Source organism: Kosakonia sp. SOY2 (assembly GCF_027109175.1).
In the GTDB taxonomy this organism is placed as follows: domain Bacteria; phylum Pseudomonadota; class Gammaproteobacteria; order Enterobacterales; family Enterobacteriaceae; genus Kosakonia.
Window position 1 is genome coordinate 337,440 of sequence record NZ_JAPVXH010000003.1, and the last position, 19,380, is coordinate 356,819.

At 54.9% G+C, this 19,380-nt stretch carries 19 protein-coding genes; 13 read left to right on the plus strand and 6 right to left on the minus strand.

Features of this window, described 5'->3' with window-relative positions:
- Nucleotides 1-135 precede the first annotated feature (135 nt).
- From hslO to O3S68_RS18430, 4 genes are read right to left on the minus strand one after another with little or no spacing between them, the layout of a single operon-like run.
- The gene (hslO, locus tag O3S68_RS18415) at nt 136-1,014 is read right to left on the minus strand and encodes an Hsp33 family molecular chaperone HslO (protein WP_269232165.1); all 879 of its coding nucleotides are present in this window, start codon (nt 1,012-1,014) and stop codon (nt 136-138) included.
- Nucleotides 1,015-1,038: 24 nt separating this feature from the next.
- The gene (hslR, locus tag O3S68_RS18420; protein ID WP_020455549.1) at nt 1,039-1,440 is read right to left on the minus strand and encodes a ribosome-associated heat shock protein Hsp15; all 402 of its coding nucleotides are present in this window, start codon (nt 1,438-1,440) and stop codon (nt 1,039-1,041) included.
- Nucleotides 1,440-2,117, minus strand: coding sequence for a GMP/IMP nucleotidase (gene yrfG, locus O3S68_RS18425; protein ID WP_045507969.1), 678 nt, complete (start codon nt 2,115-2,117; stop codon nt 1,440-1,442). The genes hslR and yrfG overlap by 1 nt, the downstream gene beginning before the upstream one ends.
- Nucleotides 2,118-2,177: 60 nt before the next feature.
- Nucleotides 2,178-4,316 (minus strand): intracellular growth attenuator family protein, encoded by a 2,139-nt coding sequence (locus tag O3S68_RS18430; protein WP_269232166.1) that lies wholly within the window; start codon nt 4,314-4,316, stop codon nt 2,178-2,180.
- A 316-nt stretch (nt 4,317-4,632) separates the two neighbouring features.
- Between O3S68_RS18430 and nudE the strand changes: the two genes are divergently transcribed.
- Entirely contained in the window at nt 4,633-5,193 is a 561-nt protein-coding gene (nudE, locus tag O3S68_RS18435; protein WP_020455546.1) for an ADP compounds hydrolase NudE, read from the plus strand.
- Nucleotides 5,194-5,271: 78 nt separating this feature from the next.
- On the opposite strand, the gene mrcA is transcribed toward nudE, so the two are convergent.
- Nucleotides 5,272-7,824, minus strand: a complete 2,553-nt coding sequence (gene mrcA, locus O3S68_RS18440) for a peptidoglycan glycosyltransferase/peptidoglycan DD-transpeptidase MrcA (RefSeq protein WP_020455545.1) — start codon at nt 7,822-7,824, stop codon at nt 5,272-5,274.
- Between the two features lie 119 nt (nt 7,825-7,943).
- Here mrcA and O3S68_RS18445 point away from each other — a divergent pair, with 119 nt between their 5' ends.
- From O3S68_RS18445 to trpS, 12 genes are all read left to right on the plus strand, one after another.
- Nucleotides 7,944-8,729, plus strand: a complete 786-nt coding sequence (locus O3S68_RS18445; RefSeq protein WP_269232167.1) for a DNA utilization protein HofM — start codon at nt 7,944-7,946, stop codon at nt 8,727-8,729.
- Nucleotides 8,729-9,265: a PilN domain-containing protein gene (locus O3S68_RS18450; protein WP_269232168.1), complete on the plus strand. Its 537-nt coding sequence runs from the start codon at nt 8,729-8,731 to the stop codon at nt 9,263-9,265. The genes O3S68_RS18445 and O3S68_RS18450 overlap by 1 nt, the downstream gene beginning before the upstream one ends.
- 112 nt (nt 9,266-9,377) lie before the next feature.
- Nucleotides 9,378-9,710, plus strand: a complete 333-nt coding sequence (locus O3S68_RS18455) for a HofO family protein (RefSeq protein WP_269232169.1) — start codon at nt 9,378-9,380, stop codon at nt 9,708-9,710.
- Entirely contained in the window at nt 9,700-10,047 is a 348-nt protein-coding gene (locus O3S68_RS18460) for a HofP DNA utilization family protein (protein ID WP_269232170.1), read from the plus strand. The genes O3S68_RS18455 and O3S68_RS18460 overlap by 11 nt, the downstream gene beginning before the upstream one ends.
- The gene (gene hofQ, locus O3S68_RS18465) at nt 10,013-11,248 is read left to right on the plus strand and encodes a DNA uptake porin HofQ (protein ID WP_269232171.1); all 1,236 of its coding nucleotides are present in this window, start codon (nt 10,013-10,015) and stop codon (nt 11,246-11,248) included. The genes O3S68_RS18460 and hofQ overlap by 35 nt, the downstream gene beginning before the upstream one ends.
- A gap of 287 nt (nt 11,249-11,535) precedes the next feature.
- A complete protein-coding gene (gene aroK / locus O3S68_RS18470) occupies nt 11,536-12,057 on the plus strand; it encodes a shikimate kinase AroK (RefSeq protein WP_017459852.1) in 522 nt (173 codons plus the stop codon).
- Nucleotides 12,058-12,112: 55 nt separating this feature from the next.
- Nucleotides 12,113-13,201 (plus strand): 3-dehydroquinate synthase, encoded by a 1,089-nt coding sequence (gene aroB / locus O3S68_RS18475; RefSeq protein ID WP_269232172.1) that lies wholly within the window; start codon nt 12,113-12,115, stop codon nt 13,199-13,201.
- Nucleotides 13,202-13,289: 88 nt separating this feature from the next.
- The gene (gene damX / locus O3S68_RS18480) at nt 13,290-14,591 is read left to right on the plus strand and encodes a cell division protein DamX (protein ID WP_269232173.1); all 1,302 of its coding nucleotides are present in this window, start codon (nt 13,290-13,292) and stop codon (nt 14,589-14,591) included.
- 67 nt (nt 14,592-14,658) lie between these two features.
- Nucleotides 14,659-15,480 (plus strand): adenine-specific DNA-methyltransferase, encoded by an 822-nt coding sequence (gene dam / locus O3S68_RS18485; RefSeq protein WP_020455537.1) that lies wholly within the window; start codon nt 14,659-14,661, stop codon nt 15,478-15,480.
- Between the two features lie 51 nt (nt 15,481-15,531).
- Nucleotides 15,532-16,209 carry a ribulose-phosphate 3-epimerase gene (rpe, locus tag O3S68_RS18490; protein WP_020455536.1) on the plus strand — a complete coding sequence of 226 codons (678 nt, stop codon included), beginning with the start codon at nt 15,532-15,534 and terminating at the stop codon, nt 16,207-16,209.
- On the plus strand, nt 16,202-16,960 hold the full coding sequence (gene gph, locus O3S68_RS18495) for a phosphoglycolate phosphatase (RefSeq protein ID WP_269232174.1): 759 nt from the start codon (nt 16,202-16,204) through the stop codon (nt 16,958-16,960). Before rpe ends, gph begins: the two co-directional genes overlap by 8 nt.
- Nucleotides 16,953-17,957: a tryptophan--tRNA ligase gene (gene trpS, locus O3S68_RS18500; RefSeq protein WP_020455534.1), complete on the plus strand. Its 1,005-nt coding sequence runs from the start codon at nt 16,953-16,955 to the stop codon at nt 17,955-17,957. The genes gph and trpS overlap by 8 nt, the downstream gene beginning before the upstream one ends.
- 48 nt (nt 17,958-18,005) lie before the next feature.
- Here the strand turns inward: trpS and cysG are convergent, their stop codons facing one another.
- On the minus strand, nt 18,006-19,370 hold the full coding sequence (gene cysG / locus O3S68_RS18505; RefSeq protein WP_045507866.1) for a siroheme synthase CysG: 1,365 nt from the start codon (nt 19,368-19,370) through the stop codon (nt 18,006-18,008).
- Between the last annotated feature and the right edge of the window lie 10 nt (nt 19,371-19,380).

Genomic DNA, 19,380 nt, shown 5'->3' on the forward strand with positions numbered 1-19,380 from the left:
ACATTTTTAACCGCGGCTTTGTGACTGTAATCGCTTTCATGAAAGTAAGTTACGTAACACTTTCATTGAGGATTTTAGCGGAAACGTGACGAGTCATGCAAAAGCGCCGCCCGCAGGCGGCGTGAGGAAGGATGTTTAATGCACCTGTGGATCGGCAGGGGAGGCGTTGTTGCGGATCTCGGCAATATCCATCGCGTTAAACAGATAGTGGCTGCCGCAATAGTCGCAGTGCATGTCGATTTCGCCTTCTTCAGCGAGGATGCTATCCACTTCTTCGTCCGGCAGTGTCTTCAGCGCACCCGCACAGCGTTCGCGCGAGCAAGTGCATTTGAATTCCACATCTTGCGGATCGTACAGCGTGACTTCTTCTTCGTGATACAAGCGCCACAGCACATCTTCCGCCGCCAGCGTCAGCAACTCTTCCGCTTTGATGGTTTCCGTCAGCACGGCCAGATGCTCAAAATCTTCGGCCTGCGTTTCCTGTGCCGGTAATACCTGCAGCAGCATGCCGCCCGCTGCGGGTTGGCCATCGACCTCGCCGGTGCGGATAAACAAGCGCGTTGGCAACTGCTCTGAACGCATAAAGTAATCTTCCAGACAAGCCGCCAGCGTATCACCTTCAAGACCCACAACGCCCTGATAACGCTCGCCCTCTTCCGGCGTAATGGTGATAACCAAATAGCCGTTACCCACCAGCGTTTTCAGATCCGCATTTTCTGGCACATCGCCCTGAACACGCGCCACACCGCGCATTTGCTGGCGATTGTTACCGTTGATCACCGCCAGGCTCATCGGGCCGTCACCCTGCAACTGCACGGTGATATCACCGGCAAATTTCAGCGTTGCGGTCAGCAGGCTGGTGGCAACCAGCAACTCGCCGAGCACCGTTTTTACCGGCAGCGGATAGTTGTGGTTTTCGAGGATCTGTTTCCAGGTATGGGAAACGGTCACCAGCTCGCCGCGAACAGCGTAGTTTTCAAAAAGATAGCGGTGTAATTGGTCTTGAATGTCCATGATTATCTCTCTTGCGGGTGAGTGTTATTCGCTGTCACCCAATTTAAATTTTATAAGATCGCGACGTTCTTTCTTATCCGGGCGGCGATCGGGGTGGGGCATGGTGAGCGCGTTAAGTTTGCGGGCCAGCGCCATTTTTTCGCGTTTCTCAATGCTTTCTGCCGTCTCTTCATACAGCTCGACAGCTTCATTTGCCGGTCGGCGCTGCTCCGTAATGCCTTTAATGATCACGGTTCGCTCATCATTTCCCTGACGCAGCGTGAGCGTGGCGTTCAGCTCGACGATTTTACTCGGCTTGCTGCGCTGCCCGTTGTAATGCACTTTGCCGCCGTCAACCATTTCGCGGGCAAGGGCGCGAGTTTTATAAAAACGCGCGGCCCACAGCCACTTATCCAGACGAACCTCTTGCGCAGGCTGCTGTTTCATCACATCTCCTTGAGAAGTGAGGGGATCATGCCGCGGTAGTCATTAGTGCCTGGATGGCGCAGATAACGTTTTTCCGCAAGCCCGGAATCCGGGTTGGTGACGCCCAGGCAATAGCGGATGCCAAATTTCGCCGCCGCATCAAGAATCGGTTCGCTGTCATCGATAAACAGCGTCCGTTCAGGATTAAGCCCGGTTTCCTGCGCGACAGCCTGCCACAGGCGCTGATCCTCTTTCGGATAACCAAATGTATGGGTGGAAAGTAATAAATCAAGGTGCGACGCAAGACCCGTGTGCTCAAGTTTGACCGCCAGATTATGCGGATGCGCATTGGTCAGTAAAATGCGGCGTTTACCGCTTTTTTGTAACGCATCCAGAAACGGCACCGTATCTTCACGCAGCACCGCGCGCGGCCCCTGCTGGGTGGTCATGGCGCAAATATCCAGGCCCAGGCGTTCGCTCCAGTAATCCAGACAGTACCAGTTTAGCGTATGCTGCACGGCGTGATACTCCTGACGGAGAACGTTCTGCGCTTCTTCTGGCGTTAAGCCTTGTTTGACGCCAAAGGTTTCCGGCACCAGTTTTTGCCAGAAGAAGTTATCAAACGCGAGATCGAGAAGCGTGCCGTCCATATCCAGCAAAACGGTATCGACGTCCTGCCATGCGATATCAAGGTGCATTAAAAACTCCAGCCAGAGAAAACGTGCGCGACAGGTTAACACAGCTCGCACGACAGATCGTTAGCTGCTGAGGCTATCCTGGGTGGGCAGAAACTGGGGGTTCAGACAGCTTGCGTAATACTGCTGAATCTCTTCGATACGTGTGCGATTGCGCTGGTAACGCCGAAGCGCCAGCACACCGTTGTAAAGGCTGCAAATCACCATCGCGACCAGCAGAAGTGTGGTTCCCGCATAACGCCACAGGCCGCTGGCATCCGGCATGCGGTGCAGGCTGATGTGCCTGGTGCCGTTAGCATCGGTATAGATATTGGTAATGATCCCTTCCGCGCGAAACGGCGTCTGCATCAGCATTTGCGCCAGCCGCTGAAATTCCTTCCATTGTTCCTGTGCAGGGTAGTCATACAGGGCAATCGGCGGCCAGGGTTGATCAACCAGCTCGCTACCTTCTTCACTGCTAATCACAAAACCGCCAGGTGCCGGGCTGTTCAGCGCCTGCGCGGCGCGGGTCGTTTCCCGCATAATGAACGGCGCGGTGGAGGTGGTAACCAGATTATCCAGCGACTCGGCACTTACCGGGCGCAGCAAGACGTTCACGCCGGTGAGTTTCCCGTCGCTGGCGCGTTTGGTCAGAGTTTCCCAGTCTTTACTGTTTCCGAGGTTGACCAGCGCGTTTTTCAACCGCAAACACTCATCCTGGTCGGCACACAAATCTTGAGTTTTCAGTACGATATCGGCGAAATCATCCAGCAGCACCATGCCGGATTTCTGAATGGCTGAGCGCAACACCGGGCTCACGCGGGAATCTTCTTCGGTAGTGGGGTGAAGCTGGCGGCTGACCGCCTGAGCAAGCGCGGTGGCTTTGTTCACAATATCGGATTCTGGCAACGGCAGGGGTGGGGCGTTGTTCCAGATAATTTGCGAGCAGTCGAACGGCGTAAACGGCGACGTCTGGCGCGAGGTCCAGTTATTTTGCATGTGAATATTACACATGCCGGTACCGCTGATGCGCAACGTGTCACCAATCCGCAACCCGGCAGCTTCAAGCTGATTCACACTGCTCGCTTCAACGGTCTGCGCGCCTTTAATCCACGACACGGTAAATTTGATCGGCATATCCAGCGGCACCCAAATCAACAACATCGCCAGCACCACCAGCGAACCGATGGAAATGACGGCGCTGCGCACCCAGTGCTGCAGCGGGAAATTTTTCACTTCATCGTGCAGGGAGAGAAAACGCCCCTGGCGCACAACGTGGCGATCGAGGTAGATATCAATATCGGTTTGCTGGCCCAAATCCTGTGTGACGAAGGGCTGCCAGTGACGCGGATAAATCAGGTCGATAATACCTAACGAGATATTATTCATTTGCTCCTGATTATTCTCACCGAACAGCCCCCAGCGCTTTGGCGTGCCACGCAGACAATGAATCTCCCGCAGTGTGTTTTTAGCCGGTGGCGCATATAACCCCCAGAGCCCGGCGGCAAGCAACATCACGCCGCCGCCCGCCAGCCACGGGATAAAGACATCGGGCGAGGCCAGACAGAAGAAAAACAGTAAAAACGAGACCGAAATCAGCAGCGCTTCGCGCATGCCGTCCGGGCGGCTTAATGCATATTCTTCCGATGTTTCCCGGCGAATATTCAGCAGCTCAATTTGCTCGCTTTCTTCGCCACGGATGGCGGATTGACTCGACGAGACGCGTTCCAGTTCACCGCCGCGCTCTTCGCTCATGTATTCGCTAAGCGTATGCCCGTTAAGCGAAATAACCAGCGGCATTGAGTCGGTGCGGATCAGTTCAACATTGTTTTCGTCGGTAATGTACTGCTCCCATGAAGGGGGCAAGTGCACTTCGACGGAATCAAGGTAGTAGCGCCATTTATTCGGGGCGTCAGTGGTGATGCCATAGCGGGTGATCGAGTGCGTGACATACAGCACCGTGTTGCTATGTGCGTTAAGGCTGATGGAGACAGGGGCGGCAGTCGCGCCCGTCGGGGCGAGATTGTTTTGCGTGCGGGAGAGCGTTTCCAGATAGCGTTCCGCCGTTTCACGCTCTTCAGGTGTTAATTTACGGGTAGTCGCGCCAGTGAATGCCTGCAAATAAGGCAGTCGATACCGACGTTGCGACCTGAACCTGAAAATCCATCCGGCGAGGAATGCGCAGGCCAGCATAGCAGCGAAAAAAATCAAAATGGTGCTCATGCTTTCCCCATCTTACTTTTTCTAACAGGTGTAGTCAGTTGCACCCTTCCCGTAACAATCTAATGTGGTTGGCCTTTTAAGCAAGCAATTAACTTGAGTATTTTTAAGCGCATACCAATGTCAAAGAGAATAGCAAAACCACCCTAACGGGAATATCAGCAAATTCTTAGTTTTATTTCAAGCTATTGACTTTTGGGTTAAATTGGGAATTGATTTCGAAGAGGTTGCAGGAATGTAAATTAGCGGCAAAGTACATTGCCCAAACAGTGCGTAGTGTCGCACAATAACGAAAGTTTCTCTGCAAAGACCGATAATAATGAGCGAATCATTGCAAAAACCCACCATTCTTAACGTAGAAACGGTCGCGTCTTCACGACTTTTTAACGTAGAACGTGTGGATCTGGAATTCAGTAACGGCGTGCGCCGTGTTTATGAACGTATGCGCCCCTCTACGCACGAAGCCGTGATGATTGTGCCAATTGTTGACGATCACCTGATCCTGATCCGCGAATATGCGGTTGGCACTGAATCCTACGAACTGGGATTTTCCAAGGGTCTTATCGATCCGGGTGAGAGTATATACGAAGCGGCGAACCGTGAACTAAAAGAAGAAGTCGGATTTGGCGCAAAAGAGCTTACTTTTCTGAAAAAACTCAGTATGGCGCCTTCTTACTTCTCCAGCAAAATGAACATTATCGTGGCAGAAGATCTCTATCCTGAGTCGCTGCCGGGTGATGAACCAGAACCGCTACCGCAGGTACGCTGGCCGCTGAAGCATTTGATGGACCTGCTGGAAGATCCTGATTTCAACGAAGCCCGCAATGTCAGCGCGCTGTTTTTGGTTCGCGAATGGCTAAAAGGCCAGGGGCGGCTCTGAACGCACAAAAGAATAAATGAAAAGGGCGCATTCGCGCCCTTTTTGCTGTCTGTCAGCCGGGACAAGCCCGGCGCCGAGTTAAAACAGCTCGTGAGACTCACCGTTATCCATTAACGTGGTGCCCACTTCATGGACGGCTTGCTGCGTTGGCTGCGTCCCTTCGATAAAGTACTCCTGGCGGCTGCTACCACCGTTCGCCAGTTGGCCGGTGCTGCGGTCGATATTCACCGTCACTATGCCTGGCGGCGGGGTTAATGGCTCTTCAGGAACCCCATCCAGCACGACTTTCATATACGCATCCCAGGCAGGTTGTGCGCTTTTCGCGCCGCCTTCGTAGCCGGAAATCTGATCTTTAATCGCGCCGGAGGCGGTAGTACGCCCCAAATCCCTGCGATGATCGTCAAAGCCGATCCAAACGGAGGTCACCACACCCGGGCCATAACCCGAGAACCAGGCATCTTTCGAACTGTTCGTGGTCCCGGTTTTACCGCCAATATCATTGCGTTTGAGATCACGACCTGCGCGCCAGCCTGTGCCCTGCCAGCCGGGCTCGCCAAAGATGTTACTGTTCAGCGCGCTTTTGATCAAAAACGACAGCGGAGTGCTGATAACATGTGGCGCGTACTCTTCGGCGCCGCTTCTTTGCACCAGCGCCTGGTTGGCTTGCTCAAGCTGCGGCTGCGGTACGGCTGCGTTCTGCTGCTCTTGTGAGGTGGCGACGTTTTCCATGTCTTTGTTTTCCAGCACGTTCGATTTCGGCGTATCGCCGTAAATCACCGGAATATCACAATCGGCACAGGCGATTTTCGGACGTACTTCAAACAGCACATTGCCCTGATCGTTTTCGATTTTGGTAATGAAATACGGATCGATCAGGAAACCACCGTTCGCCATCACCGAATAACCACGGGCAACCTGCATTGGTGTAAAAGAAGCAGAGCCCAACGCCAGCGATTCGGTGTGAACAATGTTTTGCGCCGGGAAGCCGAAACGCTGCAGATATTCCGCCGCGTAATCCACACCCATTGCGCGCATTGCACGCACCATCACCACGTTTTTAGACTGCCCCAAACCCTGGCGTAAACGAATCGGACCGGCATATTCGTCCGGCGAGTTTTTGGGTCGCCAGTCGGAGCCTGCGCCCGCGTCCCAGCGGGAAATTGGCGCATCATTCAGAATGCTCGCCAGCGTCAGGCCCTTATCCATTGCCGCGGTGTAAAGGAACGGCTTGATGTTAGAACCCACCTGGCGCAGCGCCTGTGTCGCGCGGTTAAACTTGCTTTGGTTGAAATCGAAGCCGCCCACGAGCGCCAATACGGCGCCGTTACGTGGGTTGATGGAAACCAGCGCCGAGTTAACGTCCGGCACCTGTGCCAGCCACCACGCGTCATCCACCTGGCGAACCCAAATCTGCTGTCCGGCCTGCACCACGTCGGTGACTTTGCGCGGCGTTGCGCCTTGTTGCGTATCGGAACGATAAGGACGCGCCCAGCGCATGCCTTCCATGCGCAAAGAGACCGAGGTGCCATCTGCCATCATCGCCGTCGCTTCTTGCGGATTGGCACTGGTCACCACTGCTGGCGAGAGCGGGCCATAAGACGGCAGCGTTTTCAGGGAATCGGTGATTTTTTTACTGTCCCACGCCGCTTCGCCCACTTTCCACAACACATTCGACGGGCCGCGATAACCGTGGCGCATGTCGTAATCCATCACGTTATTACGCACGGCGGCCTGCGCGGCCTGCTGCACTTTGCGGGTGATGGTGGTGTAAACGCGGTAGCCATCTTCGTAGGCTTTATCGCCATAGCGATTGACCAAATCCTGGCGCACCATTTCGGAAAGGTAAGGCGCGGAAAAAGCGATTTCCGGCGCATGGTAATTGGCATCGATAGCTTCACCGCGCGCTTGATCATACTGCTGCTCGGTGATGTAGCCTTCGCTCTCCATACGTGCCAGCACCACATTACGGCGCGCGGTAGCGCGATCAAGTGAATAGAGCGGGTTAAACGTAGACGGTGCCTTTGGCAGACCGGCAATCACCGCCATTTCACTCAGCGTTAACTGATCGACCGATTTCCCAAAGTACACCTGTGCTGCAGCGCCCACGCCGTACGCGCGGTAACCGAGGTAGATCTTATTGAGATAAAGCTCAAGGATCTCATCTTTGCTCAGCAACTGTTCAATGCGGATCGCCAGGAACACCTCTTTAAGCTTACGCATCAGCGTGCGTTCCGGGCTTAAGAAAAAGTTACGTGCCAGCTGTTGGGTAATCGTACTTGCGCCCTGCGACGCACGTCCGGAAAACATCGCCACGCTGGCGGCGCGGAAAATCCCCACCGGGTCAACACCGTGATGTTCATAAAAACGGCTATCTTCCGTGGCGATAAACGCTTTAACCATTTCAGGCGGGATTTGATTCAACGTCAGCGGAATACGGCGTTTTTCACCATATTGCGCGATCAATTCGCCGTCAGCGCTGTAGACCTGCATCGGAATTTGTAGCCGCACGTCTTTCAGCGTGGCGACGTCAGGTAGCTGTGGCTCAATATATTTGTACAGACCGTAAATCGAGCCTGCTCCCAGCAGAATGCAACATACTGCAAGGATGAATAAATACTTTACGAACTTCACTGGAGATTTCCCATTTAGAGTCATTTGGGCAGTTTATAAACAACCGCGCGGTAGTATAAAGGCAAGCCTGATGCATTGATATAGCGTCATCCAGCGAGACGATAAGGAGATCGGGATTTATGGCATTCAGGCACTGGCAAATTGGTTTGCATATTCAACAAGATGGCATCTTCATTGTCGCCCTTGCCGCCGGGCGTCGCGGCCAGGCGCTGCGCCGTTGGTGGCACCTTCCGCTATCCCCTGGCGTCGTAGTGCAGGGGCGAATAAAAGCGCCAGAAGAACTGCTCAATGTTTTGCGGCCCTGGCGGCAAACCCTACCGCAACGCCATTGCGTACGCATGGCATTTCCTGCGGGGCAAACCCTGCAAAAAAAGCTGCCGCGACCGGCAGTCACGCTGCGCGAACCTGCTTTAACAAGTTGGGTTTCGCAGGCAATGGCGCGCGAACTGGAGATGGCAGAAAACGATCTCTGTTTCGACTTCACCGAAGATGAACCCGGCAAAGCGTACGGCGTTACTGCTGCGCAAAATAAAGATGTGGCGTCACTGCTGGAGATAGCACAGACATTATCCCTTCATCTTTCCTCTATTACCCCGGATGCCAGTGCATTACAGCCATTGTTACCCTGGCTTACTCCACCGGCTCGTTGTCTGGCCTGGTGTGATGAGCGCCAGTGGCTGTGGGCCACGAGAGAGAGCTGGGGGCGACGTGTGCGCGAAGAGGCTGAAAATGCCGCCCGGCTTGCCGCCGTGCTTGGGCTGCCCGCAGACGAAATCGCGCAGTGTGGTGGGATGCCCGGAGGATTTGACTGCTGGAGCGCGGTCCCGTCGCGCCAGGCACCATTACCCGATGGCGGAGAACGCTACGCGATAGCGCTGGGACTGGCTGTTGCCAGGGGATACTGATGCAGCCCGTCGTGAATTTTCTCCCCTGGCGGCGTCAAAAGCGGTTGCGCTGCATGCGTCGCTGGTGCGCGGTTTTTATCGCAACAGCGGTGGTGATTGTGCCTGGCGGCGCATTATGGCGGGCATCCGCTGTGGCTGGTCTGCGCCAGGCCACGCTGTGGCAGCAATCTGATGCCGCCTTACTTGCAGGGTTGCACGCCGCTGAGCAGCCGTTGCAGCTTCGACACCAGCGCTGGCAGCAGGAGCAGGCGCAGCGATTACGGCTTCAGCGTACCGAAGCGTGGCGACAGACGTTGCTTACCCTGGCGGAAAATCTGCCGCCCAATGCCTGGCTTACTGCTCTGCGCTGGCAACAAAACCAGCTTGAAATCACTGGCCTGGCCGGCTCTTTTAACGCATTAAGCGGGCTTGAGCAACGGTTGCAGAAAACGGCAGGGTTTCAGCTGCAACCCGCAGGCACCGTAGAGCGTGATGCGCAGGGGCGCTGGCAATTCCACTACCAACTGAACCGGGAGCGTGATGATGCTCAACCCTGATGTTTGGTTTGCTTTATCACTACGAACGCGTGTGCTTTGTTGGCTACTCAGCTCACTTTGCGCGCTGGCACTTTTATGGTGGCTGGCGATAAGTCCAGTCAAAGAGACGCAAATGCGGCTGGTTGATCAACAACAGCAACAAAACATGAAGCTGCGCGCGCAGTGGCAAAAGTTACATGCGTTGGTGCCGCCGTCAGAATCCGTGATCTTGCCGCAACGCCGGGCATTTAGCCCGCTGGATTTTCAGTCGCAGGGGCGCCAGCTTGCCCGCTGGCAGCCTGCTCAGGGTGGTGGAGAGTTAGTGCTTGCGACCGGCTGGGAAGGCGTGGTTGAGACGTTTTCACTGCTAACGGCGAGCGGCATGCAGGTTCCTGCGTTTTCATTAATGGCTGGTGAAGGCGCGCTGAATTTTACGTTGCGAGTGGAGCAGGACAATGCGAATTAGTCGTCTGTTACTGGCCGCGCTGCTCAGCCTGCTTCTGTGCGGCATGCGCGACCCTTTCCAGCCACCGCCGGATATCTGCCGAACCGCCCAGCTCAGCAACTGGCATTTTCACGGCGCGGTGGCGGGGGATCAACCGATAGGGATCGTGCGTGATGCCACCGGGCGCTGGTATCGCTTTATTGTCGGCGAAACGCTGCCCACCGGATGGCGCGTTGTCGCCATCCAACAGGATGAAATGCTGATTGAGATTGGCGAAGAGTGCACACCAGCGCAATGGCGCTGGCAACGAGAAGGAACTCAACATGCGAAAATGGATAGCGAGCGCGATGCTCTTTAGCTTGCCGCTTGCCAGCGCGCAGACATCACGTGTCGTCACAATGACCGTCGACGACGTGCCTGTCACCCAGGTATTGCAGGCGCTGGTTGCGCTGGAGAAGCAGAACATGGTGATTTCACCTGAGGTCAGCGGCACGGTGTCGCTGAATCTCAAAGAGGTCCCCTGGCAGCAGGCGCTCCAAACCGTTGCCGCAAGTGCCGGATTAACGTTACACCAGCAGGGCAACATCTGGCAGGTTCATACGACGGCATGGCGGCAGCAAAAGCAGGCGGAGCAGGAGGCGGCTCAGCGCCAGCGCAAGCAGAACATACCCTTGCAAACACGCAGTTTTGTGTTGCGCTATGCCGACGCGGTAGAGCTGGCAAAAGCCGGAGAAAAACTGCTCAGCCCACAAGGGGCGATGACGGTTGATGTGCGGCTTAACCGGTTACTGGTGCGTGATAATAAAGAAGGGCTCGCCGCACTGGAAAAATGGGTCACACAGATGGATCTACCGGTCGAGCAGGTAGAGCTGGCGGCTTATATTGTCACCATTAATGAAAAAAGCCTGCGCGAGTTGGGGGTGAAATGGGGACTGGCGCAGGATAAACCCGCAGCGCGTGGGCGACTTAGCGGTGTTTCTGCCGATCTCTCGGTTCCGGATGCCAGTACGCGCGTCAGCTTTAATATCGGCAGTATCAACGCCCAACTGCTGGAGCTGGAGTTGTCAGCCCTTGAGCAAAAACAGCAGCTTGAAATTATCGCCAGCCCACGCTTGTTGGCTTCTCACCGCCAGCCGGCGAGTATTAAGCAGGGAAGCGAAATACCTTATCAGGTTGCCAGCGGCGATAGCGGTAGCACGGCGGTAGAATTTAAAGAGGCGGTGCTGGGGATGGAAGTTACACCGACGGTGCTGCCCGATAACCGTGTGCGGCTGAAGCTGCGCATTAGCCAAAATATGCCAGGCCAGGTGCTACAGCAAGCAGGGGGCGAGGCGATGGCGATTGACAAGCAGGAAATTGAAACGCAGGTAGAGGTTAAAAGCGGCGATACGCTGGCGCTTGGTGGGATCTTCTCACAAAAGAACTCCGCCGACAGGGCGCAGGTTCCTGGTTTAGGCTCAATTCCAGGTATCGGCAGGTTATTTCGCCAGGACGCCAAAGATAATGAGCGGCGCGAGCTGGTGGTGTTTATTACGCCCAGGTTGGCGGCGGTACATTAAATCTGCCGTAACTCCCCCTTTTTCAATGGAACTTGGTTCATGTGTTTGACGTGAGACATGATTTAGCTTACAAGGAGTACCGATTTGAGCGTCAGTGGTCTCCGTCGAACAATGAGCAGCATGAAGGATTGCGTGTTTATTCAGTTGCCAAACAAGCCGGAGTACTGAGATAATTTTCGATCTGACTCTCGCACTATCGCATATGAGGTTTCAGTTCATGTCCTGCTACGCCGAGTCTTTGCGAAGCGGGTTTATCATCAACGAATAGTCTTAGTAGTACCGAAAAAATGGCAGAGAAACGCAATATCTTTCTGGTTGGGCCTATGGGTGCCGGCAAAAGCACTATTGGGCGTCAGTTAGCTCAACAACTCAATATGGAATTTTACGATTCTGATCAAGAGATTGAGAAACGAACCGGAGCTGATGTGGGCTGGGTCTTCGATGTTGAAGGTGAAGAAGGCTTCCGCGATCGCGAAGAAAAAATCATCAATGAGCTGACGGAAAAACAGGGCATCGTACTGGCGACCGGCGGTGGCTCTGTGAAGTCTCGCGAGACCCGTAATCGTCTCTCCGCCCGTGGCGTAGTGGTTTATCTGGAAACCACTATCGAAAAGCAATTAGCTCGCACTCAACGTGACAAAAAACGCCCGCTTCTGCAGGTGGATACGCCGCCGCGCGAAGTACTGGAAGCGTTGGCCGACGAACGTAATCCGTTGTATGAAGAGATTGCCGACGTGACCATTCGCACCGACGATCAGAGTGCTAAAGTGGTGGCAAACCAGATTATTCATATGCTGGAAAGCAACTAATTCTGGCTTAATTCACACGCCTGCGGGTTTAAGCAACTAAGGTGGATGTCGCGTCATGGAGAGGATCACAGTCACTCTCGGGGAACGTAGTTACCCTATCACCATCGCGGCTGGTCTGTTTAACGATCCAGCTTCCTTCTCGCCCTTGAAGTCTGGTGATCAGGTTATGCTGGTCACCAATGAAACACTGGCTCCGCTCTATCTTGATAAAGTCCGCCATGTTCTTGAACAGGCTGGCGTGAAAGTGGATAGCGTGATTCTGCCGGATGGCGAGCAGTACAAAAGCCTTGCGGTGATGGACACGGTCTTTACCGCATTGTTGCAAAAACCCCATGGGCGCGATACCACACTGGTCGCGCTGGGCGGTGGAGTGGTGGGTGATTTGACCGGCTTCGCGGCCGCCAGCTATCAGCGCGGTGTGCGCTTTATTCAAGTGCCGACCACGCTCCTTTCTCAGGTTGATTCCTCTGTTGGCGGCAAAACAGCGGTGAACCACCCCCTCGGCAAAAACATGATCGGCGCGTTTTATCAGCCTGCGTCGGTGGTTGTCGATCTTGATTGTCTGGCTACGCTTCCTGCCCGCGAATTATCGTCCGGCCTCGCGGAAGTGATCAAATACGGCATTATTCTCGACGGCGAGTTCTTTGACTGGCTGGAACAGAACATGGATGCGTTGCTGCGCCTTGATGGTCCGGCGATGGCGTACTGTATTCGCCGTTGTTGTGAGCTGAAAGCAGAAGTTGTTGCCGCCGATGAGCGGGAAACAGGCTTACGTGCTTTACTGAATCTGGGGCATACCTTCGGCCACGCTATTGAAGCGGAAATGGGTTACGGGAACTGGTTGCACGGTGAAGCTGTCGCGGCAGGTATGGTGATGGCGGCGCATGCATCTGAACGTCTTGGCCAGTTCAGCAAAGCGGATACGCAGCGTATAAAAGCGCTGCTGAAACGCGCAGGTTTGCCGGTACAAGGCCCGCAGGAGATGTCTGCGCAGGCTTATTTACCGCACATGATGCGCGATAAAAAAGTGCTGGCGGGAGAGATGCGTTTAGTGCTCCCGTTGGCAATAGGGAAGAGTGAAGTTCGCGGCGGAGTGCCGCACGACGTAGTACTTGGCGCTATTGCTGATTGCCAGCAGGCGTAACTATTAGAAAGGTCTGGTCACGCACCGCGTGGCGTTTAACTTCGGGCGGGATGCATGATGTGGCATACGCCTTTGTGTGGGGTGTTAAATGGATGAATTCAAACCAGAAGACGAGCTGAAACCCGATCCCAGCGATCGTCGTACTGGTCGTTCTCGCCAATCTTCCGAGCGTGTCGATGAACCGCAAATCAACTTTGATGATGTTGATGTCGATGCGGACGAACGCCGCCCTTCTCGCAGCCGCCGGGCGCGCGATGAGCGTGAAGAAGAGAGCTATGAAGAAGATGAAAACGCGTATGACGAGGAGCGCGAAGAGCGCCGTCCGCGTAAACGTAAGAAAGCGGCAGCCGCGAAACCCGCTTCCCGTCAATATGTGATGATGGGCGTCGGCATTCTGGTTCTGCTTCTGTTAATCATCGGCATCGGTTCCGCGCTGAAATCCCCCGCACCGACAACGAGTAATGAACAAAACGCACCGGCGGAGAAAAGCATCGATCTCTCTGCAGGCAATAACAACGCCAGCAATACCGGTGCCGCAGATCAGGCAAATGGCGCACAGCCAGCACCTGCTCAGCAACCCACTTCAGGCAATGCACCTGCGCAGCAGGATGTCTCGCTGCCACCGATTTCTTCTACACCATCACAAGCTGAAGCTCCTGCCGCGCCTGCGGGCCAGCAGCGTGTTGAAGTGCAGGGCGATCTGAATAACGCACTGACTCAGCCACAAAATCAGTCGCAGATGGATAACGCGGTGAATTCGACGCTGCCAACTGAACCTGCAACAGTTGCGCCGGTACGTAACGGCAATGGCGCTGCTGCGCGTCAGCAACAATCTGCTGCAGCTCAAAGCCATACCGCTGCGCCGCGTGCCGAACGCAAACAGATGGTGATCGAGCCGAAGGCGGTTGCTAAAGAGCCAGTGGCGAAAGCAGAACCGAAAGCCGAATCCAAACCGGTTGCTCAGCCGCCGAAACGCACTGAAACCGCCGCGACCTCGCCGGTAAAAGCGCCTGCGGTAACATCGTCACCAGTGCAAACTCAGGCTAAAGCTGCGACTGCACCTGTAGCCAGCGCCGCGCCTGCGGCAAGCGCTGCTGCCGCCACCGGGAATGTTGGAGCGTTAAAATCTGCGCCGGGTAACCACTACACGCTGCAGCTGAGCAGTTCCTCGAACTCTAACAACCTGAATGCATGGGCGAAGAAAGAGAACCTGAAAAACTTCGTGGTTTACCAGACAACGCGTAACGGCCAGCCGTGGTACGTGCTGGTGAGCGGTGTGTACGCATCTAAAGACGATGCGAAACGCGCTGTCGCGGCGTTGCCGGCAGACGTACAGGCGAAAAATCCCTGGGCCAAACCGATACATCAGGTTCAGGCCGATCTGAAGTAATGTATAAAGCGCAGGATGCTGTCGGAGCTTTCTCCACAGCCGGAGAGAGTGTAAGTAATCAGTCAGCATGAAAAAGAATCGCGCTTTTTTGAAATGGGCAGGGGGGAAATACCCCCTGCTGGACGATATCGGAAGGCATCTGCCGCAGGGTGAATGCCTTATCGAGCCGTTCGTCGGCGCGGGTTCGGTGTTTCTCAACACGTCGTTCTCCCGCTATATCCTCGCTGATATCAACAGCGATTTGATTAGCCTCTATAACATCGTTAAAGACCAGCCTGACGAGTATGTGCGCCAGGCGCGGGCGTTGTTTGCCCCTGCGACAAACCAGTCCGTGGTTTACTATCAGCTACGCGAAGAGTTTAACCAGTGCCAGGATCCTTTCCGGCGCGCGCTGCTGTTTTTATACCTCAATCGTCATGGCTACAACGGCCTGTGCCGCTATAATTTGCGCGGTGAATTTAACGTGCCGTTCGGGCGTTATAAGAAACCCTATTTCCCGGAAGCGGAGTTGTATCACTTCGCCGAAAAAGCGCAGAATGCCTTTTTTTACTGCGAGTCTTACGCAGATAGCATGGCGCGCGCGGACGAGAACTCCGTGGTCTACTGCGATCCGCCTTACGCCCCGCTGTCGGCGACGGCCAATTTTACGGCGTATCACACCAACAGTTTCAGTCTTGAGCAGCAGGCGCATTTGGCGGCGATTGCCGAAAGCCTGGTGCAAAACCGGATCCCGGTATTGATTTCCAACCACGACACGCTATTAACGCGTGAGTGGTACAGTCAGGCAAAATTGCACGTGGTAAAAGTGCGGCGCAGTATCAGCAGTAACGGTGGTACACGTAAAAAGGTGGATGAGCTGCTGGCACTCTATCGCCCGGCTCCGCGATAATTCGCATTCACCGCGCTGCCTGCCGAACCCTACTTTCTCAAGGAGATGCGGATGAAACAGTATTTGATTGCCCCTTCGATTCTGTCGGCTGATTTTGCACGCCTCGGCGAAGATACCGCCGCCGTACTGGCTGCAGGTGGTGATGTGGTGCATTTCGACGTAATGGATAACCATTACGTGCCGAATTTGACCATTGGCCCGATGGTGCTCAAAGCGCTGCGTAATTATGGCATCACCGCGCCTATTGATGTTCACCTGATGGTGAAACCGGTTGATCGGCTGATCCCGGACTTCGCCGCCGCTGGCGCAAGCATTATCACCTTTCATCCCGAAGCCTCCGAACACGTCGATCGCTCCCTGCAGCTTATCAAAGAACACGGTTGTAAAGCGGGACTGGTGCTTAACCCGGCAACACCGCTCAGCTACCTGGACTACGTGATGGATAAACTGGACGTGATCCTGCTGATGTCGGTAAACCCCGGCTTTGGCGGCCAGTCTTTCATTCCACACACGCTGGATAAGCTGCGTGAAGTGCGTCGTCGCATTGATGCCTCAGGCTTTGATATCCGTCTCGAAGTCGACGGCGGTGTGAAGGTGAGCAATATCGGTGAAATTGCCGCAGCGGGCGCGGATATGTTTGTCGCAGGCTCGGCAATTTTCGATAAACCGGATTACAAACAGGTTATTGATGAAATGCGTAGTGAACTGGCAAAGGTAAGTCATGAATAAAATGCAGTCGATTCAGGGTATTGCTTTTGATCTCGACGGTACGCTGGTTGATAGCGCTCCGGGTCTGACCGCTGCTGTTGATAGCGCGCTGTATGCGCTTGAGTTACCGCAGGCGGGCGAAGCGCGCGTGGTGACCTGGATTGGTAACGGCGCGGATGTGTTGATGGAGCGGGCGTTTAACTGGGCTCGCCAGGAGCGCACCAGCCAGCGCGCGGCGCAAGGTAAGCCGGATGTGGGTCACGACATTCCACAAGAAGAGCAGATACGCATGCTGCGTAAGTTGTTCAATCGTTATTACGAAGAGACGGTGGAAGAGGGCAGTTTTCTCTTCCCGGACGTGGCACAAACGCTGGCAGCTCTGCATGCTAAAGGCTTGCCACTGGCGCTGGTGACCAATAAGCCGACGCCGTTCGTGGCACCGCTGCTGGAGGCGCTGGGTATTGCGCAATATTTCACCTTTGTGGTCGGCGGCGATGATGTGGTAAACAAAAAGCCGCACCCGGAACCGTTGCTTCTGGTGTGCAAAAAGCTCAATATTCAACCTCATGAATTGCTCTTCGTCGGTGATTCGCGCAATGACATCCTGGCGGCAAAAGCGGCTGGAAGCGTCTGTGTCGGTATGACTTACGGTTATAACTACGGCGAAGCGATTACCGCCAGTGAGCCGGACTACGTGTTCGATCACTTCAAAGATTTACTGCCCGCACTCGGGCTTTCGCACAGTGAAAATCAGGAAACGAAAAATGACTAAGCCCATCGTCTTTAGTGGCGCACAGCCCTCAGGTGAATTAACCATTGGCAACTATATGGGTGCGCTGCGTCAGTGGGTGAACATGCAGGACGACTATCACTGTATCTACTGCATCGTTGACCAGCACGCGATTACCGTGCGCCAGGATCCGCTAGCGCTGCGTAAGGCGACGCTGGACACGCTGGCTCTTTACCTGGCGTGCGGCATCGATCCGCAAAAAAGCACCATCTTCGTTCAGTCCCATGTGCCGGAGCATGCACAGCTCGGCTGGGCGCTGAACTGCTACACCTATTTCGGTGAACTGAGCCGCATGACCCAGTTCAAAGACAAATCTGCGCGCTATGCGGAAAACATTAACGCCGGTCTGTTTGATTACCCGGTGCTGATGGCGGCAGACATTCTGCTGTATCAAACCAACCAGGTGCCGGTGGGTGAAGACCAGAAACAGCATCTGGAACTGAGCCGCGATATCGCCCAGCGTTTTAACGCGATTTATGGCGATATCTTTAAAGTGCCTGAGCCGTTTATTCCAAAATCTGGCGCACGCGTGATGTCGCTGCTGGAGCCGACCAAGAAGATGTCCAAGTCGGACGATAACCGCAACAACGTTATCGGCCTGCTGGAAGATCCGAAATCGGTAGTGAAAAAAATCAAACGCGCGGTGACCGACTCCGACGAGCCGCCGGTGGTTCGCTACGACATCGCCAACAAAGCCGGTGTTTCCAACCTGCTGGATATTCTCTCTGCCGTAACCGGCCAGAGTATTGCCGAGCTGGAACAGCACTTTGAAGGCAAAATGTATGGTCATCTGAAAGGGGAAGTGGCGGATGCCGTTTCCGGCATGCTGACCGAGCTGCAAGAGCGTTATCATCGCTATCGCAATGATGAAGCCTTCCTGCAGCAGGTGATGAAAGACGGCGCGGAAAAAGCCAGCGCGCGGGCATCGGAAACCCTAAAGAAAGTCTACGAAGCGATTGGTTTCGTTGCTAAACCGTAATCGTTGACACCATTAAAAAGGGCAGGTTTACCTGCCCTTTTTCTGTTTTTAAAACCATTTAAGCTTATCGCGCAGTCCCACCACGCGACCAACGATGATCAGCGCCGGGCTTTGCACCTGCTGCGCCAGTTCGCCCAGTTGCGTCAAATCACCACTCACGACTTTCTGTTGTACCGAGGTGCCGTTTTCCACCAGCGCCACCGGCATATCTGCCTGCATTCCATGCTCTATTAATTGCGCCTGAATCGTCGCCGCCTGATTCAGCCCCATATAGAACACCAGCGTTTGCTTTTCCGCAGCCAGATTGGCCCAGTCCAGCTCACCACCGGTTTTCAGGTGCCCCGTCACCAGCCGCACGCTTTGTGCGTAATCTCGGTGGGTTAACGGAATGCCGGAGTAGGCCGAACAGCCGGATGCCGCCGTAATGCCTGGCACCACCGAAAAAGGGATACCCGCGTGGCAGAGCGTTTCCAGCTCTTCGCCGCCGCGACCGAAAATAAACGGGTCGCCGCCTTTGAGCCGGACAACGCGTTTACCGCTTTGCGCTTCGCGCAGCAGGATCTGATTGATCTCCTCCTGCGGTACACAGTGATAGCCCGCGCGTTTGCCAACAAACACCCGGTCAGCGTCGCGGCGCACCAGGTTCATGATCTCATCGGAAACCAGCCGGTCATACACCACCACATCGGCTTGCTGGATCTGCTGCAAACCTTTTAAGGTCAGCAGCCCGGCGTCGCCAGGCCCCGCGCCAACCAGTACCACTTCACCACGATTATCCAGTGGCTCGGCCAGCAGTTGTTCGGTTATTTTTTCCACGGCGTTGGTGTCCTGGTTCGCCAGGGATTGCGCCAGTCGGTCATTGACGAACAATTTTTCCCAGAAGCGGCGACGCTCGCTCATGCTGGCGAACTGTTTCTTGACCCGGCTGCGTAGTTTGCCTGCGTAATGGGCGACGTGGCCCAGATGCTGCGGCAACAGCGATTCGAGTTTTTCACGCAGCAGACGCGCCAGCACTGGCGATGTGCCGCCGGAAGAGACAGCCACCATCAACGGCGAGCGGTCAATGATTGACGGCATGATAAAGCTCGCCTGTTTGGGCGCATCGACAACGTTACAGAAGATACGGCGCTGCTCTGCGGCATCGCTGACGCGCTGATTAACCGCTTCGTCATCCGTTGCGGCAATCGCCAGCCAACACGCGTCTAACAGCGTTTCGCTAAATTCGCCTTCAACCAGCGTCAACATGCCTTCTTCGGCCCAGACGGTGAACTGAGGAACAAATGTGAGCGCGTTAACGGTAAGCCGTGCACCCGCATCCATTAACAGCCGGGCTTTACGTTCTGCGACATCGCCTCCACCGACAAGCAGGCACTGGCGATCGCGTAGCTGGCAAAAAATTGGCAAATGGTCCACGACATTACCT